The 22,856-nt window shown below is 71.6% G+C and carries 24 protein-coding genes; 13 read left to right on the plus strand and 11 right to left on the minus strand.

The window, feature by feature from the left end; all coding sequences use genetic code 11:
- On the minus strand, positions 1-327 hold a 327-nt coding region (locus ACFYOY_RS07245; protein WP_388585792.1), incomplete at its 3' end, for a LacI family DNA-binding transcriptional regulator.
- Positions 328-396: 69 nt separating this feature from the next.
- Here ACFYOY_RS07245 and ACFYOY_RS07250 point away from each other — a divergent pair.
- The 6 genes from ACFYOY_RS07250 (at position 397) to ACFYOY_RS07275 (ending at position 6,959) form a co-directional block, all read left to right on the plus strand.
- Positions 397-1,176: an ABC transporter permease gene (locus tag ACFYOY_RS07250; protein ID WP_351902501.1), complete on the plus strand. Its 780-nt coding sequence runs from the start codon at positions 397-399 to the stop codon at positions 1,174-1,176.
- On the plus strand, positions 1,176-1,961 hold the full coding sequence (locus ACFYOY_RS07255; RefSeq protein WP_351902504.1) for an ABC transporter permease: 786 nt from the start codon (positions 1,176-1,178) through the stop codon (positions 1,959-1,961). Before ACFYOY_RS07250 ends, ACFYOY_RS07255 begins: the two co-directional genes overlap by 1 nt.
- Positions 1,962-1,972: 11 nt before the next feature.
- Positions 1,973-3,007 (plus strand): ABC transporter ATP-binding protein, encoded by a 1,035-nt coding sequence (locus ACFYOY_RS07260; protein ID WP_388585393.1) that lies wholly within the window; start codon positions 1,973-1,975, stop codon positions 3,005-3,007.
- Positions 3,004-4,056, plus strand: a complete 1,053-nt coding sequence (locus tag ACFYOY_RS07265) for an ABC transporter substrate-binding protein (RefSeq protein ID WP_388585395.1) — start codon at positions 3,004-3,006, stop codon at positions 4,054-4,056. The genes ACFYOY_RS07260 and ACFYOY_RS07265 overlap by 4 nt, the downstream gene beginning before the upstream one ends.
- A complete protein-coding gene (locus tag ACFYOY_RS07270; RefSeq protein ID WP_351902513.1) occupies positions 4,053-5,033 on the plus strand; it encodes a nucleoside hydrolase in 981 nt (326 codons plus the stop codon). The genes ACFYOY_RS07265 and ACFYOY_RS07270 overlap by 4 nt, the downstream gene beginning before the upstream one ends.
- 237 nt (positions 5,034-5,270) lie before the next feature.
- Complete coding sequence (locus ACFYOY_RS07275) at positions 5,271-6,959, plus strand: adenine deaminase C-terminal domain-containing protein (RefSeq protein WP_351902516.1); 1,689 nt, start codon at positions 5,271-5,273, stop codon at positions 6,957-6,959.
- Positions 6,960-6,979: 20 nt separating this feature from the next.
- Here ACFYOY_RS07275 and ACFYOY_RS07280 read toward each other — a convergent pair whose 3' ends face one another.
- Positions 6,980-7,996: a bile acid:sodium symporter family protein gene (locus ACFYOY_RS07280; protein ID WP_351902519.1), complete on the minus strand. Its 1,017-nt coding sequence runs from the start codon at positions 7,994-7,996 to the stop codon at positions 6,980-6,982.
- 66 nt (positions 7,997-8,062) lie between these two features.
- Positions 8,063-8,653: a pyridoxamine 5'-phosphate oxidase family protein gene (locus tag ACFYOY_RS07285; RefSeq protein ID WP_351902522.1), complete on the minus strand. Its 591-nt coding sequence runs from the start codon at positions 8,651-8,653 to the stop codon at positions 8,063-8,065.
- Positions 8,654-8,704: 51 nt separating this feature from the next.
- Here ACFYOY_RS07285 and ACFYOY_RS07290 point away from each other — a divergent pair, with 51 nt between their 5' ends.
- The gene (locus tag ACFYOY_RS07290; RefSeq protein ID WP_351902525.1) at positions 8,705-9,103 is read left to right on the plus strand and encodes a DUF488 family protein; all 399 of its coding nucleotides are present in this window, start codon (positions 8,705-8,707) and stop codon (positions 9,101-9,103) included.
- A gap of 63 nt (positions 9,104-9,166) precedes the next feature.
- On the opposite strand, the gene ACFYOY_RS07295 is transcribed toward ACFYOY_RS07290, so the two are convergent.
- The 6 genes from ACFYOY_RS07295 to ACFYOY_RS07320 form a co-directional block, all read right to left on the minus strand.
- Positions 9,167-9,958, minus strand: coding sequence for an FAD:protein FMN transferase (locus tag ACFYOY_RS07295; RefSeq protein WP_388585401.1), 792 nt, complete (start codon positions 9,956-9,958; stop codon positions 9,167-9,169).
- Positions 9,955-10,431 (minus strand): FMN-binding protein, encoded by a 477-nt coding sequence (locus tag ACFYOY_RS07300; protein ID WP_351902531.1) that lies wholly within the window; start codon positions 10,429-10,431, stop codon positions 9,955-9,957. Before ACFYOY_RS07300 ends, ACFYOY_RS07295 begins: the two co-directional genes overlap by 4 nt.
- Before the next feature lie 93 nt (positions 10,432-10,524).
- On the minus strand, positions 10,525-11,853 hold the full coding sequence (locus ACFYOY_RS07305; protein ID WP_351902712.1) for a ferredoxin reductase family protein: 1,329 nt from the start codon (positions 11,851-11,853) through the stop codon (positions 10,525-10,527).
- A 158-nt stretch (positions 11,854-12,011) separates the two neighbouring features.
- Complete coding sequence (locus tag ACFYOY_RS07310; protein ID WP_388585404.1) at positions 12,012-12,935, minus strand: NADP-dependent oxidoreductase; 924 nt, start codon at positions 12,933-12,935, stop codon at positions 12,012-12,014.
- An 84-nt stretch (positions 12,936-13,019) separates the two neighbouring features.
- Positions 13,020-13,880 (minus strand): endonuclease/exonuclease/phosphatase family protein, encoded by an 861-nt coding sequence (locus ACFYOY_RS07315; RefSeq protein WP_388585406.1) that lies wholly within the window; start codon positions 13,878-13,880, stop codon positions 13,020-13,022.
- Positions 13,881-13,990: 110 nt separating this feature from the next.
- Positions 13,991-14,233 carry a hypothetical protein gene (locus ACFYOY_RS07320; protein WP_388585409.1) on the minus strand — a complete coding sequence of 81 codons (243 nt, stop codon included), beginning with the start codon at positions 14,231-14,233 and terminating at the stop codon, positions 13,991-13,993.
- 164 nt (positions 14,234-14,397) lie between these two features.
- On the opposite strand from ACFYOY_RS07320, the gene ACFYOY_RS07325 reads away from it, so the two are divergent.
- The 3 genes from ACFYOY_RS07325 (at position 14,398) to ACFYOY_RS07335 (ending at position 18,157) form a co-directional block, all read left to right on the plus strand.
- Positions 14,398-15,594: an argininosuccinate synthase gene (locus ACFYOY_RS07325; RefSeq protein ID WP_351902543.1), complete on the plus strand. Its 1,197-nt coding sequence runs from the start codon at positions 14,398-14,400 to the stop codon at positions 15,592-15,594.
- Between the two features lie 119 nt (positions 15,595-15,713).
- Positions 15,714-17,144, plus strand: a complete 1,431-nt coding sequence (gene argH / locus ACFYOY_RS07330) for an argininosuccinate lyase (protein WP_351902546.1) — start codon at positions 15,714-15,716, stop codon at positions 17,142-17,144.
- Positions 17,145-17,167: 23 nt separating this feature from the next.
- Positions 17,168-18,157, plus strand: coding sequence for an aldo/keto reductase (locus ACFYOY_RS07335; RefSeq protein WP_388585415.1), 990 nt, complete (start codon positions 17,168-17,170; stop codon positions 18,155-18,157).
- A 23-nt stretch (positions 18,158-18,180) separates the two neighbouring features.
- On the opposite strand, the gene ACFYOY_RS07340 is transcribed toward ACFYOY_RS07335, so the two are convergent.
- Positions 18,181-18,987, minus strand: coding sequence for an alpha/beta hydrolase (locus tag ACFYOY_RS07340; protein WP_351902716.1), 807 nt, complete (start codon positions 18,985-18,987; stop codon positions 18,181-18,183).
- 342 nt (positions 18,988-19,329) lie between these two features.
- A complete protein-coding gene (locus ACFYOY_RS07345) occupies positions 19,330-20,025 on the minus strand; it encodes a 1-acyl-sn-glycerol-3-phosphate acyltransferase (RefSeq protein WP_240450789.1) in 696 nt (231 codons plus the stop codon).
- A gap of 240 nt (positions 20,026-20,265) precedes the next feature.
- On the opposite strand from ACFYOY_RS07345, the gene ACFYOY_RS07350 reads away from it, so the two are divergent.
- From ACFYOY_RS07350 to ACFYOY_RS07360, 3 genes are all read left to right on the plus strand, one after another.
- A complete protein-coding gene (locus tag ACFYOY_RS07350; protein ID WP_351902553.1) occupies positions 20,266-21,435 on the plus strand; it encodes a glycerophosphodiester phosphodiesterase in 1,170 nt (389 codons plus the stop codon).
- A 134-nt stretch (positions 21,436-21,569) separates the two neighbouring features.
- Positions 21,570-22,091: a sigma-70 family RNA polymerase sigma factor gene (locus tag ACFYOY_RS07355; RefSeq protein ID WP_351902556.1), complete on the plus strand. Its 522-nt coding sequence runs from the start codon at positions 21,570-21,572 to the stop codon at positions 22,089-22,091.
- Positions 22,092-22,212: 121 nt separating this feature from the next.
- Entirely contained in the window at positions 22,213-22,716 is a 504-nt protein-coding gene (locus ACFYOY_RS07360; protein WP_093466072.1) for a GNAT family N-acetyltransferase, read from the plus strand.
- The last annotated feature ends 140 nt before the right edge of the window (positions 22,717-22,856 follow it).

The following is a 22,856-nucleotide window of genomic DNA, read 5'->3' on the forward strand; positions in this document are numbered from 1 at the left end:
GGGGTGGGGTGGGGTGGTGACGCGCCCCCCCCCGTGGGGGGGGGGGGGGGGGGCCCGCCCCGGGGGGGGGGCGTGGCCCCCCACGCCCCCCGGGGGGGGGGGGGGGGCCCCCCCCCCCGGGCCCCCCCCCGCGACCATATCGGGCCTGCTGAGAGCGCGCGACGCCGTCGAAGTGGACACGCCCGCCGCGCGCGCGACATCTGCCAGCCGAACCATCCGCCCCTGCTTTCCTTGCTGGTTACACGGTTTTAACCGGCCACCGTTGACGGCCTCCCCACGCTTAGCGTAGCTTGCCTGCAACCGGTTGCTGCAACCGGTTGCAGGCATCCGATCGCATTCAAGGGGGACCGGCCCGTGTCACGCAGAGCGGCATCATGCCTCTTGCTCCTGCCGGGCATGGCGCTTCTCGCCTTCGGCTTCCTCTATCCCTTCGGCATCACGCTGTTCGCGCCGCCCGCCGCCGACGATCCGGATGTCCTCGGCAAACTCGGCTCCATGCTCGGGGACGACTACGTCCTGGAGGTGGCGGCCCGCACCGTCAGGGTGGCCGCCCTCACCACGGCGATCTGCCTGCTGCTCGGCTTCCCGGTGGCGTACCTCATATCCCGGGCGCCCGCGCGCCGCCAGGGACTGCTGCTGGCCCTGGCGGTCTTCCCGCTGCTGCTGTCCACCGTCGTGCGCACCTTCTCGTGGCTGGTGATCCTCGGCCGCAATGGGCTGATCAGCTCCCTGCTGGTCGACCTGGGGCTCGCGGACGACGGTACTCAGCTGCTGTACACCGAGTTCGCCCTGGTCGTCGGGCTCACCCAGCTCTTCACCCCGATCATGATCCTTACCTCGTACAGTTCGCTGTCCCATGTCGACGTGAAGCTGGAGGAGGCGGCCCGCGGACTGGGCGCGAGTTCGGGCCGGGCCTTCCGGCGTGTGGTGCTGCCGCTCGCGCTGCCCGGGGTGCTGGTCGGCGCGACGCTCGTGTTCGCCGGCGCGGTCACCGCGTTCACCACGCCGCTGCTGCTCGGGGGGACTCGTAACCGCACCCTGGCCACCCTGCTGTACGACTACGCCAATGTGAAGCTCGACTGGGGCGCGGCCAGCGCCGTCGCCCTGATCATGACGGCCCTGGTGCTCGCCGCGAGCGTGGTCTCGGGCCGGCTGTCCAAGGTGGGGGCGGTCTGATGCGCGGCCGTCCGGTGCTCACCGCGCTGTCCGCGCTGGCGATGGTCTTCCTGCTGGGGCCGATCCTGCTCGTCGTGGCGATCGCGTTCTCCTCCGGCGACACGGTGGAGTTCCCGCCCCCGGGCCTGTCGGGCAGGTGGTTCGGCAAGGCGCTGTCCTACCAGCCCTTCCATGCCGCGCTCGGCACGAGTCTGCTGGTCGCGGCCGGGGCCACGGTCCTCGCCCTGCTGGTGGGCATACCGGCCGCGCTGGCCATCCAGCGACGGCGGTTCCGCGGTCGCAAGGCGGTCGAGGCGCTGTTCCTGTCCCCGGCGATCGTTCCGGAGCTGGTCCTGGGCTTCGCGCTGTTCCAGCAGCTGATGGTCACCCTGCGGATCACCGCCCTGGGCGCGCTGCTGATCGGCCACACCGTGCTGCTGCTCCCGTACGCGGTACGGGTGACCGGGGCATCGCTCGCCATGGCCGACCCCGCCCTGGAGGAGGCGGGACGCGGTCTGGGCGCGGGCCCGTTCAGGACGTTCCTTCACATCACCCTGCCGGTGATGACGCCCGGCATCGTCTCCGCGGCCGTGCTGTCCTTCCTCACCTCCTTCAACAACGTGCCGCTTTCGCTCCTTCTCAACGGCCCGGGAGTCTCCAGCCTCCCGGTCGAGATGCTCCACTACGTCGAATTCTCCTTCGACCCGGTCGTCGCGGCCGTGAGCACGCTGCTGCTGGCGGCGACCGTGCTGGTCGCCGTGGTCACGGAGCGGCTCGTCGGCTTCAACAAGGTCTTCAGCAAGTAGGGATGCGCCAGATGACGACGCCTGTGGTCCAGCTCCAGGCCATCACCCGGGAGTTTTCGGGTTCGGTGGCCGTGGATGCCATCGATCTGACCGTGGGGCGCGGAGAGTTCACCGCCCTCCTCGGCCCGAGCGGCTGCGGCAAGACGACGACGCTGCGGATGATCGCGGGATTTCTGCCCCCCAGCGGCGGCACGATCCTGCTCGACGGCAAGGACGCCACCCACCTGCCGCCCGAGCGCCGCAACATCGGCATGGTCTTCCAGTCGTACGCCCTCTTCCCGCATCTGACCGTGGAGAAGAACGTCGCGTTCGGGCTGCGGATGCGGGGGATGCCCGCCGCCGAGATCCGCACCCGGGTGGGCGAGGCGCTGGAGCTGGTCGGGCTCGCTCATCTCGCACGGCGCAAGCCCAAGGAGCTCTCCGGCGGCCAGCAGCAGCGGGTCGCGCTGGCCCGCGCCGTGGCCATCCGGCCCTCGGTACTGCTGCTCGACGAGCCGCTGTCCAACCTGGACGCGCGGCTGCGGATCCAGATGCGGCAGGAGCTGCTGCGCGTCCAGCGCGAGACCGGGCTGACCGCCATCCTGGTGACTCACGACCAGGAGGAGGCGCTCGAACTCGCCGACTCCATGGTGATCCTCGACCGCGGCCGGATCGTGCAGCAGGGCCATCCGCGCGAGGTGTTCCGGGCGCCCGCGACCCGCTTCGTCGCTCAGTTCCTGGGCTACGAGAACTTCCTCGACCTGCCCGGACGGGGCCGGGTCACCATCCGGCCCGAGCACATCGAGATCCTCGCCCCCACCCAGAAGCCGCCCGCCGGCGGCGAGGTGGTCGACGCGACCGTCACCGCGGTCCGGTTCCGCGGTACGGACTTCGCGGTCACCGTCACCGTCGGCGACCGCACCCTCCAGGCCGTCAGCACCGACGAGACCCTGCGCCCCGGCGCGTCGATACGGCTCCATCTGCCCCTGGCGCGGGCCGTCCCCCTGCCCGGCGACGACGCTGACGCCCGGCTCGAACCCCCCGATCAGCAGGAGTGCCCCGCATGATGCGCACCACCCGACTCATAGGCGGCGCCGCGGCCGCCGCCCTTGTCTCCCTCTCCCTCTCCGGCTGTGCCCAATCCGCCGGCGCCGATCCCAAGAAGCTGACCGTCAGCACCTTCGGCTTCGGCGCCGACCAGTTCGAGAAGACCGTGGTCAAGCCGTTCGAGAAGAAGACCGGGATCGACGTCACCGTGGAGGCCGGAGCCAACGCCGACCGGCTGACCAAGCTGCGCGTCCACAAGGCCGACCCCACCGTGGATGTCGTGATGATCTCCGACCTCTTCGCCGCCATGGGCCAGAAGCAGGGCCTCTTCGACAAGATCGACCCGAAAAAGGTTCCCAACGTCTCGAAGATCTATGACTTCGCCAAGAGCACGGACGGCTATGGACCGGCCTACACCTACCAGTTGCTCGGCATGCTCTACCGCACCGACAAGTTCACTCAGCCGCCGACGCTGAAGGACCTGTGGGATGCCAAGCACAAGGGGAGGGTCGCCGTCCCCGACCTGTCCACCAGCGCCGGCGCCCCGTTCCTCCAGGCCACTGCCGCGACCTACGGCTCCGGGCCGAAGGACACCGGCACCGCCTTCAAGAAGCTCTCCGACCTCAAGCCCAACGTGCTCAAGTTCTTCAACCGCAGCACCGAGCTGGTGAGCCTCCTGGACCGCGGCGAGGTCGAGATGGCCCCCGGCCTGGACCTGTTCGCGGTGGACCCGGCCAAGGCCGGAAAGCCGATCGGCTGGGCCCCGTTCGACAAGGGCCGCTATGTCGCCGCCAACACCGCCCAGATCGTCAAGGGCAGTAAGAACAAGGCCGGCGCCGAGAAGTTCATCAACTATCTGCTCTCCGCGGACGTCCAGGAGAAGGCGGCCGCCTCCTTCAGCGACAAGCCGGTCAACAAGGACGCCAAGGTGCCTGCCGCGATCACCAAGGTGTCGGGCAAGGCCGCGAGCGACCCGTCCGCCGCCGGTTTCACCTCCCCCGACCTCGGTTACGCGGTCGACCACAACGACGAGTGGGTGGACCGCTTCCAGCGAGAGGTCTCCGGATGAGCGAGGCCCCCTCACGGGTCATCATCGACTGCGACCCGGGCATCGACGACGCGATCGCGCTCATGCTGGCGTACGCGTCGCCGGAGCTCGACATCGCGGGCGTGTGCACCGTCGCGGGCAACGTCGGACTCGATCAGGTCGTCGACAACGCCCTGCGGCTGTGCGACCTGATCGGCGGCCCGGCGGCGGACACCCCGGTGCTCCGCGGATACGCCGGGCCGCTGGCCCGGGTGCCGCGCCACCCCGATGAGCCGGTGCACGGCGCGTACGGCCTGGGAGGCGTGGAACTGCCCGCGGCCGGCCGGGCCGCCCGGCCGGGCCATGCCGTGGACTGGATGGCCGACCAGGTACGCGAGCGCCCCGGTGAGATCACCCTGATCGCGACCGCGCCGCTCACCAATGTCGCCGCGCTGCTGCACGCCCACCCCGACACCCGGACGCGGCTCAAGGAGATCGTCGTCATGGGCGGAGCCGCGTTCGCCCCGGGGAACACCACGCCCGCCGCCGAGTTCAACTTCCACGCCGACCCCGAGGCCGCCCGGTATGTCACCGAGGCCGGTGTGCCGCTGCGCATCGTCGGGCTGGATGTGACCCGCCAGGCCCTGACGCCGCTCGCCGACGCCCAGGCGCTCATCGCCGACGGCGCCCCGGTGACCGCCGCGGCCGGGCACATGCTGAGCCACCTCATCGAGAGGTACGCGCGCCGCCACATGGTGCGCGCCTGCGCCGTGCACGACGCGCTCGCCGTCGCCGCCGTCGTCCGACCGGAACTCCTGGAGTGGACACCGGCATGGGTGACCGTCGAGTGCGCGGGCGAGTTCACCCGCGGTGCCCTGGTCGCCGACGTCCACGGGCGCACCGGGCGGCCGGCCAACGCGAAGGTCGCGACGGGCGTCGACGCGGACGCGTTCCGCGCCTTCCTGATGTCCCGGCTGCGCGGCCGCTACGGTGCGCCCGGCGCCGTGTCGTCCCACTGACCCCCGGCTGGGGCCACCTCCCAGCGGTAGCCGGGGGTGAGCGAACGGGCGCGCCGCTGTCGAAAGGGAGAGCGCGCGCAGGCCCCTCGGGCTCTCATCGATATGCGGCTACCGCCGTGTGGAGGGCCGAGCACGGTCGACCGTCGACGGGGGGCACCCCCGCCGACGGCTGGGGGAGGCTTGAGCGCCCCGGAGGCGAACCGAGCCGCAAAAAAATGGAAACGAGCAGGAGACCCCATGCCGATACCCAGCCACTGCGACCTCCTCATCCGTGGTGCCGGCGTCGTCTCGGTGCACACCGGCGAGATCGTCCCGGCGGACGTGGTGGTGAGCGGCGACCTCATCCGCGCCGTCACCGCGCCCGGTGTACGGATCGAGGCCGACCGTGTCCTGGACGCCGACGGGCTGCTCCTCGCGCCCGGGTACATCGACGCGCATATGCACATCGAGAGCTCGCTGCTCACGCCCGCCGAGTTCGCCCGGATCACCGTGCGGCGCGGTACGACGACGGTGCTCGCGGACCCGCACGAGATCGTCAATGTGGCCGGGCGCGAGGCCATGGCGTGGATGATCGAGCAGGGCCGTTCCCCCTCACAGACCATGCTGTGGGCCGTGCCCTCCTGTGTGCCCGCGCTCGAAGGCTTCGAGACCGCGGGATCCCGGCTGACCGCCGAGGACATCGCCGACATGCTCGGCTGGGAAGGGGTGACCACCCTCGGCGAGGTCATGGACTACCGCGCCGTGGTCGCGGGCTCCCCGCGCATGCGGGCCGTCGTCGACGCCGCCCGGCGTAAGGGCGTCCGCCTCGACGGCCACTGCCCGGGCCTCTCCGGCGACGACCTGGGCGAGTATCTGTGGGCCGGGATCGACTCCGACCACACCAAGAACACTCCCGAGGTGGCCGTCGAGAAGGCCCGGCTGGGGATGCTGCTCATGCTCCAGGAGAAGTGCCTGACCCCCGAGCTCGTCGGGCGCCTCCATGAACTCCCCGTCCTGCCCGACTTCTGCCTGGTCACCGACGACCTGGCGGCCGACGCCATCCTCGAGCGCGGGCATCTGGACCACATCGCGCGGGTCGCGCTGGACGCCGGGCTGGGCCCGCTGACCGTCCTGCGTGCCCTCACCCTGCACCCGGCACGGCGCCTCGGCCTCGACGACCGGGGAGTGGTGGCTCCGGGCAAGCGCGCCGACCTCGTCCTGCTGCGCGCCCTGGAGGACCCGACGCCGGTGACCGTCGTCTGCGGCGGGCGGGTGGTCGAGGACTCCGGCGCCCCGGCCGCCCCGGCGGCCAACCCCTTCGCCGACTCGGTCCGCCTCGCGGCCCTCGACGAGGACGACTGCCGCTGGCGGGTCGATCTCCCCGATGGTGAGCACACCTTCCGGGCGCTCCGGGTGAACCCCGTCGACACCTACACCGAACCGGCCGAGATCGCCCTGCCCGTACGGGACGGCATCGTGGCGTGGGAGGGCCGCACGGCCCTGCTCGCCGTGTACGAGCGCCACCACGGCAGCGGCCGACGGGCCATGGTGCCCGTGACCGGCTTCGACCTGGCCGAGGGCGCCGTCGCCACCACCTACGCGCACGACAGCCACAACCTCACCGTCATCGCCACCGACACCTTCGCGCTGCGCCACGCGGCCAATCGCGTCATCGGCTCACAAGGCGGCATCTGTGTGGCCGTCACCGGCCGTCCGGCCGTCCATCTCCCGCTGCCGGTGGGCGGCGTGATGTCCGCGGCCCCCGCGCCCGAGGTCGCCGAGGGCGCGGGGGCCGTACGGGAGGCGCTGCACGCGTGGGGCTGGCGCCACCGCAACGCCTTCATGAGCGTCTCGACGCTGACCCTGCCGGTGTCGCCGCAGGTCAAGCTCACCGACATGGGCCTGGTACGGGTGGTCGACCGGGCGTGGGAGCCGGCCGTCATATGACAACGGTCGGATGACCGCCGTCAGTCGGCGGCCGCCCCGCGCGCCCGGTACGACATCCAGGCCGCCACCACCGCGCCCGAGACGTTGTGCCAGACGGAGAACACGGCGGCCGGGAGCGCGGCCAGCGGGCTGAAGTGGGCGGCGGCCAGGGAGGCGGCGAGCCCGGAGTTCTGCATGCCGACCTCGAAGGCCATGGCGCGGCTGGCGGGCGCGCCCAGCCGGGCCACCTTCCCGGCCCCGTATCCCAGCGCCAGGCCGAGCCCGTTGTGGAGCACCACGGCGAGCAGCACCAGCGCCGCCGCCGACTTGATGGCGTCCGCGCTGGCCGCCACCACGACCGCGACGATCACGCCGATGGTGATGGCCGACAGCCAGGGCAGCAGCCCCAGCACCCGGTGGATGTACCGCCCGGCGACCAGCCGCACGACCAGCCCCCCGACCACCGGCAGCAGCACGGTCTTGAGGATGTCGGTGACCATCGCCCCCGCGTCCACCGGCAGGAACTCCCCGGCCAGCAGCAGCGTCAGCGGCGGCGTGACCAGGGGCGCGAGCACCGTGGAGACGGTGGCGACCGACACCGACAGGGCCACATCGCCGCGTGCCAGATAGGTCACCACATTCGAGGCCGTTCCGCTCGGCGCACAGCCGACCAGGATGACACCGGCCGCCAACTGCGGGGAGAGGCCGAGGGCGTTGGCGATCAGCCATCCCAGCCCGGGCATGATCACATAGTGCGCGACCAGCCCGAGGGCCACCGCCCAGGGCCGCTTGACCACACCCGAGAAGTCCTGCGGGGTCATGGTCAGCCCCATGCAGAACATGATCACGCCGAGCAGATAGGGCACGTTCGGCGCCCAGCCGCTGAAGGTGCCGGGCGTGGCGAGGCCCGCCGCCCCGGCGGCGAGGACCAGGACGGGGAAGACGGTGACGGCCCGCCGGGCCGCCCGGTCGGCGGGAGTGGACTCCGACGACGACGAGGGCGGCTGCGCCGCTGTCGCCGAGGGGTCCGCCGCGGAGCTCTTCGATTCGGATCGCACCGCGTGATCGAACGCTTCCGGAGGCCCCTTCCGCAACACCGTCTCGTTATGTGGTCACTACACCCACTATGTCGAACCGAGCGGCGGCAGCGGCAGCGGAAGCCCCGGCAGACCGTCGATGCTGCTGGCGATGTGCTCCTTGTTGTGGAAGTAGCGGTCCAGCGACGCGTCGTCCTCCCGCCGGAAGCGGTCGCCGTGCAGTGTGCGCTCCTCGCGATAGTCCATGAAGGGGACCGCGAAGCCACAGGTGTCCCGGATCAGCTCGGCCGTCACCACGATGACCGCCCGCAGCCCGTGGGCGTCCACGTCGATGCCCGGGAAGTGCTTCAGCAGCGCGCCGAACCGGGGATCGTCACGGAACACCGGCTCGCCCCGGCCATGCACGCGCACGATGTTCGGCGGGCCGGTGAAGGCGCACCACATCAGGGTGATCCTGCCGTTCTCCCGCAGATGGGCGATGGTCTCCGCGTTGCTCCCCGCGAAGTCCAGGTAGGCCACGGTCAGTTCGTCGAGTACGGCGAAGGAGCCGGCCAGCCCCTTCGGTGAGAGATTCACCGTGCCGTCCCCGTCCAGCGGGGCGGTGGCGGTGAAGAAGATCTTCTGTTCTTCGATGAAGGTGCGGAGTCTGCCGTCGATGCGTTCGTACACCTTTCCCATGTGGCGCATTATCCCTGCATGCGAACGCCGGGGCGATGCTTCCATGGGCGTATGGCCGCCAAGAAAGCCTCCGCGCGAGCGTCCGCGACCGGGCCCGCGATCCGTATCCGCCGGGTGTACGACACCCCCGGCCCGGACGACGGCACCCGTGTCCTGGTGGACCGTGTCTGGCCCCGCGGCCTCGCCAAGGCCGACGCCCACCTGGACGAATGGGCCAAGGACGTCGCCCCCTCCACCGAACTGCGCCGCTGGTACGGCCACGAACCCGACCGCTTCCCCGAATTCACCCGTCGCTACCGCGCCGAACTCACCACCCCGGAGCGCCACGAGGCCGTCGACCACCTCCACGCCCTGGCCACCTCCGGTCCGCTGACCCTCCTCACGGCCGTGAAGGACCTCGACCACGGCCATGTCCAGGTCCTGGCCGAGGCGATCCGCGACCGCGAATGAGCGCAGCTCAGGGGCCGTCTTGGCCGCTCAAGGGCCGTGTCGTGCGCACAGCTCCGTCGCGCCCTATACGCACAGCTCCGCCGAATAGCGGGCGAAGCCGCTGGTGTGCCAGGTGGAGCCGTCGGCGGTGATGACGAACGCCTCGGCGTCGGGGAGCCGTCCCAGCCAGGGGCGGGCGCGGTCGGCGCCCATCGCGCAGGCCGCCGTGGCCCAGGCGTCCGCGTCGGCCAGGCTGGTGGCGATCACGGTGACCGAGGCCAGGCCCCGCGCCGGAGGGCGTCCGGTGCGCGGGTCCAGGATGTGGCAGCCCCGCTCGGCCGGGCCGGAGGTGGCCACGGCCAGTTCGCCGTGTGCCTCCACGATCGCCGCCAGCTCGCCCCGGCGCAGCGGATCGGCGATGCCCACCCGCCAGGGGCCGCCGTGCACCTGGACGTCGCCGCCGCCGTTCACACAGACCGACCCGGCGCCCGAGGAGACCAGCATCCGGGCGGCGCGCTCCACGGCCCAGCCCTTGACCAGGCCGGTGGGGTCGGGCCGGCCACCGGCGTAGCGGGCGCTGAACCAGCCGCCGCTGCGGTGCTCGGCCTCCTCGCACATCCGCAGCACGTCCCGGACCTCCGGGTCGCACCGCGACAGCGTCAGCTCACCGCGCCCCAGCCGGCTGATCTCGCTGTCCGGACGATAGGTGGAGAACAGCTCGTCCACCCGGTGCAGCCCCACCACGGCCCCGTCCAGCGCGGCCTGTACGCGGGGCCGGTCGGCGGCCGAGACCTCGCGTACGTCGAAGGAGAAGACCGTGCCCATGACGTGCTCGACATGGCGCAGCGGCCCGGGTTCGTCCGTCTGGTACGTCATTGGGCACCCGCCTTGTCGAGAGCGCTCTGCAAGGATTTGGCATAGCCCTGGCTCGTGTACGTGGCACCGGAGACCGTATCCACCTTGGCCGCGGCCACCGCCTGCTGATTGAGCTTCGGGATGGAGTCCTTGGCGATCTGCTCGCTCTGCGGCCCGGAGTTCGGCGTCTTGACCGCCTGTGCGCCGGTGATCTTCCCACCGCTGACGGTGAGGCTCACCTGCACCGGGCCGTACTGGGTCTGCGCGACATCGCCGGTGACCGTACGGGCGCCGCCGGCACCCGCCCCGGCCCCCGCGCCGCCCCCGCCCGGCTGTGCCGTGGCCGCGACCGGGGGCGCCTGTCCCGGCTGGTTCTGGGCGACGGTCTGACCGCCCCCGGAACCGGGCTGCTTCAGTGCGAGCAGCAGCACCACACCGGAGACGGTGGCGGCCGTGCCCAGGACGATGCGGCGCAGCGGATGCTTCCTCTTCATGGCTTCCCCTCGGTCACAGCTCGAACGACTGGGTCACGGCTCGGATGTCCGGGTCACGGCGTGAACGGCTCGGTCACGGCTCGGACGTCCCGGTCACAGCTCGAAGGATTCGTGGTGGATCCGGCGATCCGGAACGCCCGCCTCACGCAGCGCTCCGTACGCGTGCTCGGCCAGGCCCGGGGGGCCGCACAGATAGACGTCGTGGTCCTCGATATCGGGGAGCAGATGGCCCAGCCGCTCCGCGGTGATCTCCGGCCGGGCGCCGTCCGGGCCGTTCACGGCGTACAGCAGCCGGGCCCCGCGCTCGGTCGCGATCTGCTTCAGCTCGTTCCACAGCGCCAGGTCCTCGACGCTGCGGGCCCGGTACAGCAGGGTGAGGTCGCTGCCCTTGCCCGGCAGCGTCTCGAACAGCGCCCGGATCGGGGTGATCCCGGCCCCGCCCGCGATCATCAGCACCTTGCCGCGGCTGCGCCGCGCCGCGGTCATCGCGCCGTACGGCCCCTCCGCCCACACCCGCGTCCCCGGCTGCAGCGAGGCCAGCCCGGTGCTGTGGCCGCCCACCGCCTTCACCGTGATCCGCAGCAGCTCCGGCCGGGGCGGCGCGGAGAGCGAGTACGGATGGGAGCCCCAGCGCATGCCGGACGCGAGGAACCGCCACCGGAAGAACTGCCCGGCCTGCGCCCCGATCCGGTGCAGCTTGCGCCCCTTGATCAGCACCGACACCACCCCGGGCGCCTCCGGGACGACCGCCTCCACCCGCATCCGGTGCCGCAGATTGAGCCGCAGCGGCACCAGCAGCCGGTACCAGACCGCCAGCGCGGTGACCGTGCCGTACAGCGCGTACCAGGCGGTCTCCGCGGTCTTGTTCCCGACGAACTCCGCACCGGTCGCGAGCTGGTGCCAGAACGTCAGGAAGACCGCGGCGTAGGTGAGCAGATGCAGGTAGTACCAGACCTCGTACGGCATCCGGCGGCGCACCATCCCGGCCGAGATCAGCCCGATCACCACCAGCATCGCGGTGCCGACCGTCGCCTTGATCATGTCCGGGTAGTCCGTGACCACGGTCACCGACTGGTCGACGAAGCCGGTGCCGGCCTGCTCGGCGTATCCCGCGATGATCAGCCCGACATGCGCCACGATCAGGCACAGCGCGTACCGTCCGCTCATCGCGTGCCACCGCGCCACCCGGTCCGACCCCACCCGCCGCTCCAGCGCCGGAACGCGCGCCATCTGCAGGACGACGAGGGCGAGGACATAGCCACCGAGCAGCCCACTGAGCCGCCCGGCGTGCGTCAGCCACTGTGCGGTGCCCTCGACGTTCGGGGTGTTCTGCCACCACAGCGACAGCACCGCCGCCGCGCCCGCCCAGCTGAGCAGGATCAACGGCACGGCTGGCGAACGGCGAGGCTGGATGCGGCGCATGGCCTGCCGCCGCCCGGCCCGGCTGTTCAGTAGCGTCGTCACGGCCTGTCCCCTTCCCTTGGGCTCCGGCGCAAGGGAATACGGCCGCGAGCGCGGGATGACTCAAAGGCCGACGGGATTCACAGGTTCGGGTTTCGGGGGGTGTGACGCCCGGGGTGTCAGCCGACGCCCAGAACGATCTTTCCGCGGGTGTGACCGCTCTGGCTGAGCCGCCAGGCCTCCGCCGCCTCGGCGAGGGGGAGCACGCGGTCGACCGGCACCGTCAGCTTCCCCTCGTCGGCCAGCGAGGCGACAAAGGCCAGGTCCGCGCTGTCGGGGCGCACCCACACGTAGTGGCCGCCCTTTTCCGCCGCCTCGGCGTCGACGATGGACGCCAGCCGTCGCGGGTTGGCAAGCAGGGCGAGGGACGCGTCGGTGGCATCACCGCCGAAGAAGTCGAGGGCGGCGTCGGGGCCGTCCGGCGCGAGGGCCCGCACCCGGTCGATGAGGCCGGGGCCATAGGCCACGGGCTCGGCGCCCAGCTCCCTGAGGAAGGGATGGTTGCCTTCGCTCGCCGTGCCGATGACCCTGGCGCCGAGTGCGATGGCGATCTGCGTGCCGAGGGATCCGACACCGCCGGCCGCGGCGTGTACCAGTACGGTGTCACCCGCCGCCAGGCCGACGCGCTTGATCGCCTGGAAGGCGGTCAGCCCGGCCAGCGGCACACCGGCGGCCTGTTCCCAGCTCAGGGACGCGGGCTTGCGGGCCAGCATCCGCACGTGGGCGGAGACGTACTCGGCGTACGCGCCCAGCTGTACCTGGTCCTTGCGGACGTAGCCGAACACCTCGTCGCCGACGGCGAACTCCTCGACGTCGAAGCCGATGCGCTCGACGACCCCGGCGACGTCCCAGCCGGGGATCAGCGGAAAGCGCACCTCCATCAACGGATCGAGCCCGCCCGCCGCCAGCTTCCAGTCCACGGGATTCACCCCCGCGGCCTTCACCCGCACGAGGACCTCTCCTGGGGCGACCTTGGGTTCGGGGCGCTCGGCGAGCCGGAGGGTGTCCGCCGGTCCGTACTGTTCCATGATCACGGCTTGCATACCGCAATAGTAGCGCCTCGCGTATACCATCGTCCGCAATAGGCCGCGTATGCAAATAGTGATATGAGTTCGGTCCGTTGCGCGTCAACGCCGCCGGCGCGTTGCGGGCATCTGCAGGTCGCTCACCACCGGCAGATGGTCGGACGCCTCCGGGTCCGCCGTGACCACCTCGGCGGTGAGCGGGCGGATGTCGCGGGAGGCGAGGAGGAAGTCGATGCGGGCGTGCGGGTTGAGGGCGTCGTAGGTGAAGCCGTCGCTGCTGCCGGCCCGCGGCCACACGTCGTCGAGCGCGCCGGTCAGGATCCCGATCTCCGGGGTCTGGGGTGTGGCGTTCAGGTCACCGGCCAGGACGGTGTGTTCGGGGGAGGACCCGAGGAGTTCGACGATCCGGGCGGCCTGCCGCTCGCGCTCCTTGTTGTCGTCGTGCTGCAGATGCGTCACGGCGAAGCCGACGCAGGTGCCGCGCACCTCCGGCGTGGTCTGGAGCAGGCCGCGCTGCTCATGGCCGGGGACGAGCGGAAGGTGGGTGTTGACCCACGACCGGATCGGCCCGCGGGAGAGCACCGCGGTGCCGTACTGACGGCGCGGCCGCCCGGGTTCCTCCGGGTCCAAGTCGAGGTTGGCGCCGAAGGCGTGATGCATCCCCAGCCGCTCGCCCAGCCAGGCCGGCTGGTCGACGAAGCCGCTGCGCTTCCAGAACCGGTCGGCCTCCTGCAGGCCGATGACGTCCACCCGCAGGTCCTGGATCACCCGGGCGACGCGTTCCAGGTCCAGTACGTCGGCGGGACTGGCGCCGTGGTGGATGTTGAACGTGGCCACGCGCAGACGCCGCGGACCCGTGGCGGCGGCCGTCGCCACGGACGTCCCGGCGGCGGCCGTGGCGCCGAGGCCGGCCGCCACGGCGAGGAATCGGCGTCGACGGGGGGCAGTATTCAGGTGATTCATGGCGGTCAGCGTGCGTTCCGGTTCCGAACGCCGTCCCACGGCGCCATGAACGGCCCTGGGCGGGCGGGAGTCGTCGCCGCGTGCCACCCGCCGGGGAACCGCGATCGATCTCAGCGACGGTCGAATTTGATCGGGTAGGACACCGTAGAGCGCGGTTTGGGCTGCTTCTTGGCGCCCTTCCCGTTCTTGGTGTCCTTCCCGTCGTCCTTCTTCTTCTCGAAGTGGACCGGGTACCGGGCCGTCTGATGCGGATTCGGCGGCTTGCCGTCGCGGGTGTTGCCGTCACCATGGTTGTTGATCCACATAACCCCCACCACGATCGCGCCGAGCACCATCATCTGCTTCTTCTGCACGGGCCCCGACTCCCCCTCGGTCCGCAGCTGAGCTCCCCGCACCAGCCATGGTCTCATCCGCCGCCCGAATGGACAGGGGGCTCGGAGGCCCGCCTCGCTTTGACGAACCATGCGGCCCAATGCATACTTATGCCTAAGACCGCATGGATCGTAAGGAGGCACCCGTGACCGAGCGCGTCGTACTCGCCTACTCGGGCGGCTTGGACACGTCCGTCGCCATCGGCTGGATCGCCGAGGAGACGGGTGCCGAGGTCATCGCCGTCGCCGTGGACGTCGGCCAGGGCGGGGAGGATCTGGACGTCATCCGCAAGCGCGCGCTCGCCTGCGGGGCGGTCGAGGCGGAGGTCGCGGACGCGAAGGACGAGTTCGCCGAGGAGTACTGCCTTCCGGCGATCAAGGCCAACGCGCTGTACATGGACCGCTACCCGCTGGTGTCCGCGCTGTCGCGGCCGACGATCGTGAAGCATCTGGTCGCCGCCGCCCGTAAGCACGGCGCCGGGACCGTCGCCCACGGCTGCACCGGCAAGGGGAACGACCAGGTGCGGTTCGAGGCGGGCATCTCCTCCCTCGCACCCGATCTGACCTGCATCGCGCCGGTCCGGGACTACGCGATGACCCGGGACAAGGCGATCGCCTTCTGCGAGGCCAAGGGCCTGCCGATCGCGACCACCAAGAAGTCCCCGTACTCGATCGACCAGAACGTCTTCGGCCGGGCCGTGGAGACCGGCTTCCTGGAGGACATCTGGAACGCGCCGATCGAGGACGTGTACGAGTACACCTCCAACCCGGCCACCCCGCGCGAGGCCGACGAGGTGATCATCACCTTCGACAAGGGTGTCCCGGTCGCGATCGACGGTGAGCCGGTCACTGTCCTGCAGGCCATCCAGCGGCTCAACGAGCGGGCGGGCGCCCAGGGCGTCGGCCGGATCGACATGGTCGAGGACCGGCTGGTGGGGATCAAGTCGCGGGAGGTCTACGAGGCGCCCGGCGCCATCGCGCTGATCACCGCCCACCAGGAGCTGGAGGCCGTCACCGTCGAGCGCGAACTGGCCCGCTACAAGCGGCAGGTCGAGCAGCGCTGGGGCGAGCTGGTCTACGACGGTCTGTGGTTCTCGCCGCTCAAGCGGGCGCTGGACGGCTTTATCGCCGAGGCGAACGAGCAGGTCTCCGGCGAGATCCGGATGACCCTGCACGGCGGCCGGGCCGTCGTCACCGGGCGGAAGTCGCAGGCGTCGCTCTACGACTTCAACCTGGCGACCTACGACAGCGGCGACACCTTCGACCAGTCGCTGTCCAAGGGCTTCATCGAGATCTTCGGGATGTCCAGCAAGATCGCCGCGAAGCGGGATCTGCAGCAGTAGCCTGCGTAACCAGACATACGGAAACATACGGAAGCCGCCTTCCCGCCGCCGCGCGGGGAGGCGGTCGTACACCCCAGCACCGCCCGCACAGCACCATCCACAGTCTGAGGAGCAACAGCGTGAGCAACGGCAACAGCGGCGACGTCCGGCTCTGGGGCGGCCGCTTCGCCGACGGCCCGTCCGAGGCACTGGAGAAGCTCAGCGCCTCCGTGCACTTCGACTGGCGCCTGGCGCCGTACGACATCGCCGGATCCCGCGCCCACGCCAGGGTGCTGCACACGGCGGGGCTGCTCACCGCCGATGAGCTGGAGCGGATGCTGGCGGGCCTGGACCGGCTGGAGTCCGATGTCGCCTCCGGCGACTTCACCGGCACCATCGCCGACGAGGACGTGCACACCGCGCTGGAGCGCGGTCTGCTGGAGCGGCTCGGCCCGGACCTCGGCGGCAAGCTGCGGGCCGGACGGTCCCGCAACGACCAGATCGCCACCCTCTTCCGGATGTACCTGCGCGACCACGCCCGGATCATCGGCGGGCTGATCGCCGACCTCCAGCAGGCCCTGGTGGGGCTCGCGGAGGCGCACCCCGACGTCGCGATGCCCGGCCGCACCCACCTCCAGCACGCCCAGCCGGTGCTCTTCGCCCACCATGTCCTCGCCCACGCCCAGGCGCTGTCGCGGGACGCGGAGCGGCTGCGGCAGTGGGACGAGCGCACCGCCGTCTCGCCGTACGGCTCGGGCGCGCTGGCCGGGTCCTCGCTGGGGCTCGACCCGCAGGCGGTCGCGGCCGACCTCGGCTTCGAGCGGGGCTCGTCCGCCAACTCCCTCGACGGCACGGCCTCCCGTGACTTCGTCGCCGAGTTCGCGTTCATCACCGCGATGATCGGCGTCGATCTGTCGCGGATCGCGGAGGAGATCATCCTCTGGAACACGAAGGAGTTCTCCTTCGTGACCCTCCACGACGCCTTCTCCACCGGCTCCTCGATCATGCCGCAGAAGAAGAACCCGGACATCGCGGAACTCGCGCGCGGCAAGTCCGGCCGGCTGATCGGCAACCTCACCGGACTGCTGGCCACGCTCAAGGCCCTGCCGCTCGCGTACAACCGCGACCTCCAGGAGGACAAGGAGCCGGTCTTCGACTCCTGCGATCAGCTGGAGGTGCTGCTCCCGGCCTTCACCGGGATGATGGCGACGCTGACCGTCAACCGCGAGCGCATGGAGGAGCTGGCCCCGGCCGGGTTCTCGCTGGCCACCGACATCGCCGAATGGCTGGTGCGGCAGGGCGTGCCGTTCCGGGTCGCACATGAGGTCGCGGGGGAGTGCGTCAAGGAGTGCGAGCTGACGGGCATCGAGCTCGACCAGCTCACCGATGAGCAGTTCGCCAAGATCTCCCCGCATCTGACGCCCGAGGTCCGCGGCGTTCTCAATGTGCCGGGCGCGCTGGCCGCGCGCGACGGCCGCGGCGGCACCGCCCCCGTGGCGGTGCGGGCCCAGCTCGCGGAGGTCAAGGAGGACCTGGCCGCTCAGTACGCGTGGGCGGGCGCGAAGCGCTGAAAGGGAGAGGTGGGGACCAAGCCATGGGTTTCGAACGACTCGCAAAGATCGCGACCCCCGAGGCGGGGGCGGCCCGGATCGGGCTCGGCCTGGCCGCGGTCGGCCGCCCCGCCTATATCAACCTCGGCCGGGACCGGGACCTCCCGGCCGAGCGCCCGGTCGAGGTGATGCGGCAGCGCAGCCAGGAGCTGCTGGACGCCGCCTACGCTGCCGGGGTGCGCTATCTGGACGCGGCGCGCTCCTACGGCCGGGCCGAGGAGTTCCTCGCCGGCTGGCTGCGCGACCGCCCGGACGCCGCGCGGAACGTGGTGGTCGGCTCCAAGTGGGGCTATACGTATGTGGCCGACTGGCGCACGGACGCCGAGACGCATGAGGTCAAGGACCATGGCGTCCAGACCTTCGAGCGGCAGCGCGGGCTGACCGACGCGCTGCTCGGCGACCGGCTGGACCTGTACCAGATCCACTCGGTGACCCCCGACAGCCCCGCCCTCACCGACCGCGCGCTGCAGACGCGGCTGGCGGAGCTGGCCGCCGAGGGGGTGACGGTCGGCGTGTCCACCAGCGGTCCGCACCAGGCCGAGGCGATCCGCGCCGCGCTGGCCGTGGAGGTCGACGGGCGCCCGCTCTTCCGTACCGTCCAGTCCACCTGCAACCTGCTGGAGCCCTCGGCCGGGGCGGCGCTGGCCGAGGCCCATGCGGCGGGCCGGGCGGTCATCGTCAAGGAAGCCGTGGCCAACGGCCGGCTCACCACGGCGGCCGAGCGGCTCCCCGCGGCCCTGCGCCGGGTGTCCGAGGAGACGGGCGCGACTCCGGACGCCGTCGCGCTGGCCGCGGTCCTGCACCGCCCGTGGGTGAGCGTCGTCCTCTCCGGCGCCGCCACCACGGCACAGCTGCGCTCCAACCTGACCGCCGCCGACCTCCGCCTGGACGAGCGTCAGCTGACCGAGCTGGAGCGGCTGGCCGAAACCCCGGAGACCTACTGGCACCACCGCTCCGAGCTGCCCTGGTCCTGACGGATCGGGGCGGTTCGGGCCGCTTAGAGCGCGCTCAGGAACGAACGGACCGCGCGGGCGTACGGTCGGGGCGCGTCGTCGTGGATCCAGTGACCGCACCCGGCGAATTCGCGGAGCCTCGTGTTGGGGCGGCGGGTGGCCATCTCGTGGGCGTGGCCCGGCGGCAGCAGCGGGCTGTGCTCGCCGCGCATCAGCAGCGCGGGGCAGGAGGAGCCCAGCCAGTCGTCCCAGAAGTCACCGCACATGGCCTGCTGGGAAGCCATCATGTGGCTGGGCTCGAACAGCAGTCGCCAGCCGCCCGTTTGGGGGTCCCGTTCGGCGCTGTCGAGGAAGTACGAGGCGTCCGGAATGCCCCGGGATTCGATGTCGGCGCGCAGCTTCTCCCGGTCCACGGCCCAGGTCGGCCACCCCGAGACATCGAGCACCGGATGGCTGACCACCGGACGGTCCGTCACCGCGCCGATGTCCTCGACGACGAGCGCGCTCACCAGGTCCGGATGGCGGGCGGCCAGGGCATACGCGCCGACCGCGCCGGTGGAGTGGGCGACGACCGGGACCGGGCCCAGGTGCAGCTCCCGCAGCAGCGCGGCGGCGTCGGCCACGTACTCGTCCAGTGTGAACGGGCCACCGCCGCCGGTCAGCCCGTGCCCCCGCTGATCGAGGGCGATCACCCGCCGTTCGGGGGCGAGGGCGGCGGCCAGGGGCGCGTACATCCTGCCCCGGCCGAAGTGGCCGTGCAGGGCCAGCACCGGATCGCCCGGTCCGCCGAAATCGGTCAGGGCGAATCGCCGACCGCGCAGCGTCAGGAAGTCGGGGGAGGGCACGGTCATGGTGGTCACCCGCGGCACCCTAGTGCCCGGTCCCGGTGGTGACCAGCGGGTAGCGGAATCAGATCTTCCGCCACGATGCCGGGCGACGCCAACCGGAGCCGACGGCTCGCCGCGCCCGGCAGGTTGGCCGGAACGCCATGTGACGGCGGTTTCGCCGGAGCGCTGGCCGCGGATTCGCCCGAACGTATGGGGGCGGCGGCTCACCGCGGGACACCTCCCCGGCGGCCCACCGGAGGCGGAACCGCCACAGACCGAACCGCCGCCCGGCCGCGGAACCTCGGCGCCCCCCGACACACCACCGCGGCGGCCCGAACACCGGACCGCCGCGGTTCGCCCGAAACGTCAGGCGGCCGCCTTCGCCTTCGTGGCGTAGATGTCCACGTACTCCTGACCGGACAGCCGCATCACGTGGCTCATCACCTCGTCGGTCACGGCCCGCAGCACATAGCGGTCGCGGTCCATGCCCTCGTAGCGGGTGAACTCCAGCGGCTCGCCGAAGCGGACCTGCACCCGGCCCGGCCTCGGCAGCCCCTTGCCGCCCGGCTGGATCCGGTCGGTCCCGATCATCGCGAACGGCACCACGGGCGCGCCGGTCATCAGCGCGAGGCGGGCGATACCGGTGCGGCCGCGGTAGAGGCGGCCGTCGGGGGAGCGGGTGCCCTCGGGGTAGATGCCGAAGACCCTGCCCTCCTCCAGCACCCGGCGGCCCGTCATCAGCGCCGCGACGCCGCCGCGTCCGCCGTCCCGGTCCACCGGGATCATGCCGACGCCGGTGAAGAACCAGGCCATGAGCCGGCCCTTGAGGCCCTTGCCCGTGACGTACTCGTCCTTGCCGATGAAGAAGACCTGACGGTCACAGACCAGCGGCAGGATCATCGAGTCGATGAAGGTGAGATGGTTTCCGGCGAGGATCACCGGGCCCGAGCCCGGAATGCCCTCGGCCCCCTCGACCCGTGGGCGGAACATCAGGCGCATCAGCGGACCGAGTACTGCCTTCAGAAACGCGAATCGGGACACGGGCCCTCCGGTCGGGGTCATGGTCTGGGGCGCACCGTTGTACGGTCCGTCAACCTCGTACCGCACCGGAGCGCCGATGAGGACGATACTCGCCGGTTGCGCCCCGGCGCACACCAGGTTCACCCACCTGACACGCAGTGTTGACCCGCGTTCCCCCCGCGTTTCGTCCGATGTCTCCCGCAGGAAAGCCGCCCACGCCTACCATCAGCCCATCTTCTGACTGGATTTGACAGGTGTTGAACACCACATCAAGGAGTGCTGATGGAGCGGGAGCAACAGCCCGGACGGCGCGCCCTCCTGGGGGCCGCGGCCCTCGGAGCGGGAGCGGTGGCGCTGAGCGGCGCGGGCACGGCGACGGCCGCGGGCACGCAGTCGGCGCCGGGCGCGGCGGCCGCCGCGGGGACCTCCGGCCGGGGCCATGAGCTGCCGGTTCCCACCGTGATCGGCCACCGCGGCGCCAGCGGCTACCGGCCCGAGCACACCCTCGGCTCCTACCAGCTCGCCCTGGACATGGGCGCGGACATCGTCGAGCAGGACCTGGTCCCCACCAAGGACGGCCATCTGGTCTGCCGCCACGAGAACGACATCACGGCCACCACGGACGTCTCCGCGCACCCGGAGTTCGCCGACCGCAAGACCACCAAGACGGTCGACGGCACAAAGCTCACCGGCTGGTTCACCGAGGACTTCACCCTCGCCGAGCTCAAGACGCTGCGCGCCAAGGAGCGCATCCCGGGCAACCGTCAGCGCAACACCCTCTACGACGGCCGCTGGGAGGTGCCCACCTTCGAAGAGGTGCTCCAGTGGGCCGAGCGCGAGGGCCGCAGGCGCGGCCGCCGCGTGTGGCTGTACGTGGAGACCAAGCACCCCACCTACTTCCGCAAGCTGGGGCTCGGCATCGAGGAGCCGCTGGCCAAGCTGCTGCGCCGGTACGGCCGTCACAAGAAGGACGCGGCACTGTTCCTCCAGTCCTTCGAGCCGAGCAGCATCCAGCGGCTGCGCAAGCTGGTCGGCACCCCGTCCGTCGTGCTGCTGTCCACCGTCGATAGCCGGCCCTGGGACTTCGTCGAGGCGAACGACCCGCGTACGGTCGCGGACCTGGTCAAGCCCGAGGGTCTCAAGTGGATCGCGAGCTACGCCCAGGGCATCGGCCCCGATCTGTCGGTCATCATCCCCCGGACGGCGGACGGCAAGCTGGGCACGCCGACCAGCGTGGTGAAGGACGCGCACGCGGCGGGGCTGATCCTGCACCCGTACACCATGCGCAACGAGAACACCTTCCTCCCGGCCGACTTCCGCCGCGGCACCGACCCCAACGCCTACGGTGACGCGTTCGGGGCGTTCAAGGCATATTTCGCGACCGGAATTGACGGAATCTTCTCGGACAACGCGGACACCGCACTCCTCGCGGCGGCGGACTTCCGCAAGTAGTCCGCACGGAGTCCGCACGCAGGGGTGACGGCGGGGCCGCGCGAGCGTCAAGGCGCGGCCCCGCCGCTTCCCCGGTCGGGTGAGACCACCGTCACCCGGCAACCACCCCACGACCCGGCCTCGTCCCGCCCGGCATGGACCTCGTGAAGCAACTGGGCCCGCTGCTGGCCGCCGAAGCGGCGGCCGAGGCATACGGCGTCGGCGTGGAGCCCGCCGAACTCGAACAGGCCGTCTGGCTACGGCTGCTGGAACGCACCCGGGACACCGGACCGCCGCCCCACCCCGCCCGCTGGCTGCGCTGGGCCGTACGGGCCGAGGTGCGCGGGGCCAGGCGCCGGGCGCGCCGCGAGGTGCCGTACGACCCGATGGCCGGCGGCCCGCCCAGCGGCCCCGAGTCCCACCCCGCCGAACACGCCGTACTGACCGCGGAGACCCGCCGGACGCTGCGCGCGGCGGTGCGGCGGCTGCCCGGTCGCTGCCCCGCGCTGCTCGCGGCGATGCTCTCCCGCTCCGACCTCACGTACCGCGAGATCGCGCACCAGTTGGGAATGTCACAGGGCAGTCTGGGCCCGGTACGTTCCCGATGTCTGGCTTGCCTGCGCAGAATGCTCATGGCGGAGGTTGCGGCTCCTGAACCATGGGGAAAGGAGCGATAGACAACCGGCGCCTCGGAGGCGGACGCCCACCCTGCGGCGCCTCCACCCAGGCCATGAACCCTCGGTCGCACTCCTACCCTCACCGCGGCCGGGGGACTGAGAATAGGGGAGGCATGCGCACATGGGCATGAGCGTGACCATCTCCGCGGCGACCGCGGACGACGCCGAGCAGATCCTGAAGCTGCAGTATCTGTGCTACCAGGGCGAGGCGGAGCTCTACGGCGACTACTCGATCGAACCGCTGACGCAGTCGCTCGACGACCTGCGCGCCGAACTGAGCGGGGGCTGCGTGCTCGTCGCCCGGCTCGGCGCGGAGGTCGTCGGCTCGGTTCGCGGAGTCGTCGACGACAAGGGAACCGCCGCCATCGGCAAGCTGATCGTCCACCCGCGGATGCAGCGGCACGGTCTGGGCGGACGGCTGCTCGCGGCCATCGAGGAGCGGCTGACCGAGGAGCGGGCCGCCAAGCGGTACCGCCTGTTCACCGGCCACCGCAGCGAGGGCAATCTGCGGCTGTACCGCCGCTACGGCTATGCCCAGGTGGGCACCGAGGAGGTCAACCGCCGGCTGAGCCTGGTGACCCTGGAGAAGGACGCCACGGCCGCCGCGTACGCCGCCAGCGCTTAGGCCGTGGCCTGAGGCGGCCGGGGGGGGGGGGGGGGGGGGGGGGGCGCCCCCCCCCCCCCCCCCCCCCCCCCCGGCCGCGGGGGGGCCGCCGCCCCCCCCCCCCGGGGGGGGGGGGCGCCCCCCCCCCCCCCGCGGGCGCC

Origin of the sequence: Streptomyces sp. NPDC007875 (assembly GCF_042868035.1) — a bacterium.
GTDB lineage: Bacteria > Actinomycetota > Actinomycetes > Streptomycetales > Streptomycetaceae > Streptomyces > Streptomyces antimycoticus.

Bases quoted from the DNA above. Each gene is read 5' to 3' on its own strand.
- ACFYOY_RS07250 (WP_351902501.1), top strand. From the start codon at position 397: ATGGCGCTTCTCGCCTTCGGCTTCCTCTATCCCTTCGGCATCACGCTG.
- ACFYOY_RS07255 (WP_351902504.1), top strand. From the start codon at position 1,176: ATGCGCGGCCGTCCGGTGCTCACCGCGCTGTCCGCGCTGGCGATGGTC.
- ACFYOY_RS07260 (WP_388585393.1), top strand. From the start codon at position 1,973: ATGACGACGCCTGTGGTCCAGCTCCAGGCCATCACCCGGGAGTTTTCG.
- ACFYOY_RS07265 (WP_388585395.1), top strand. From the start codon at position 3,004: ATGATGCGCACCACCCGACTCATAGGCGGCGCCGCGGCCGCCGCCCTT.
- ACFYOY_RS07270 (WP_351902513.1), top strand. From the start codon at position 4,053: ATGAGCGAGGCCCCCTCACGGGTCATCATCGACTGCGACCCGGGCATC.
- ACFYOY_RS07275 (WP_351902516.1), top strand. From the start codon at position 5,271: ATGCCGATACCCAGCCACTGCGACCTCCTCATCCGTGGTGCCGGCGTC.
- ACFYOY_RS07285 (WP_351902522.1), bottom strand. From the start codon at position 8,653: ATGGGAAAGGTGTACGAACGCATCGACGGCAGACTCCGCACCTTCATC.
- ACFYOY_RS07290 (WP_351902525.1), top strand. From the start codon at position 8,705: ATGGCCGCCAAGAAAGCCTCCGCGCGAGCGTCCGCGACCGGGCCCGCG.
- ACFYOY_RS07295 (WP_388585401.1), bottom strand. From the start codon at position 9,958: ATGACGTACCAGACGGACGAACCCGGGCCGCTGCGCCATGTCGAGCAC.
- ACFYOY_RS07300 (WP_351902531.1), bottom strand. From the start codon at position 10,431: ATGAAGAGGAAGCATCCGCTGCGCCGCATCGTCCTGGGCACGGCCGCC.
- ACFYOY_RS07305 (WP_351902712.1), bottom strand. From the start codon at position 11,853: ATGCGCCGCATCCAGCCTCGCCGTTCGCCAGCCGTGCCGTTGATCCTG.
- ACFYOY_RS07310 (WP_388585404.1), bottom strand. From the start codon at position 12,935: ATGCAAGCCGTGATCATGGAACAGTACGGACCGGCGGACACCCTCCGG.
- ACFYOY_RS07315 (WP_388585406.1), bottom strand. From the start codon at position 13,880: ATGAATCACCTGAATACTGCCCCCCGTCGACGCCGATTCCTCGCCGTG.
- ACFYOY_RS07335 (WP_388585415.1), top strand. From the start codon at position 17,168: ATGGGTTTCGAACGACTCGCAAAGATCGCGACCCCCGAGGCGGGGGCG.
- ACFYOY_RS07340 (WP_351902716.1), bottom strand. From the start codon at position 18,987: ATGACCGTGCCCTCCCCCGACTTCCTGACGCTGCGCGGTCGGCGATTC.
- ACFYOY_RS07345 (WP_240450789.1), bottom strand. From the start codon at position 20,025: ATGACCCCGACCGGAGGGCCCGTGTCCCGATTCGCGTTTCTGAAGGCA.
- ACFYOY_RS07350 (WP_351902553.1), top strand. From the start codon at position 20,266: ATGGAGCGGGAGCAACAGCCCGGACGGCGCGCCCTCCTGGGGGCCGCG.
- ACFYOY_RS07355 (WP_351902556.1), top strand. From the start codon at position 21,570: ATGGACCTCGTGAAGCAACTGGGCCCGCTGCTGGCCGCCGAAGCGGCG.
- ACFYOY_RS07360 (WP_093466072.1), top strand. From the start codon at position 22,213: ATGGGCATGAGCGTGACCATCTCCGCGGCGACCGCGGACGACGCCGAG.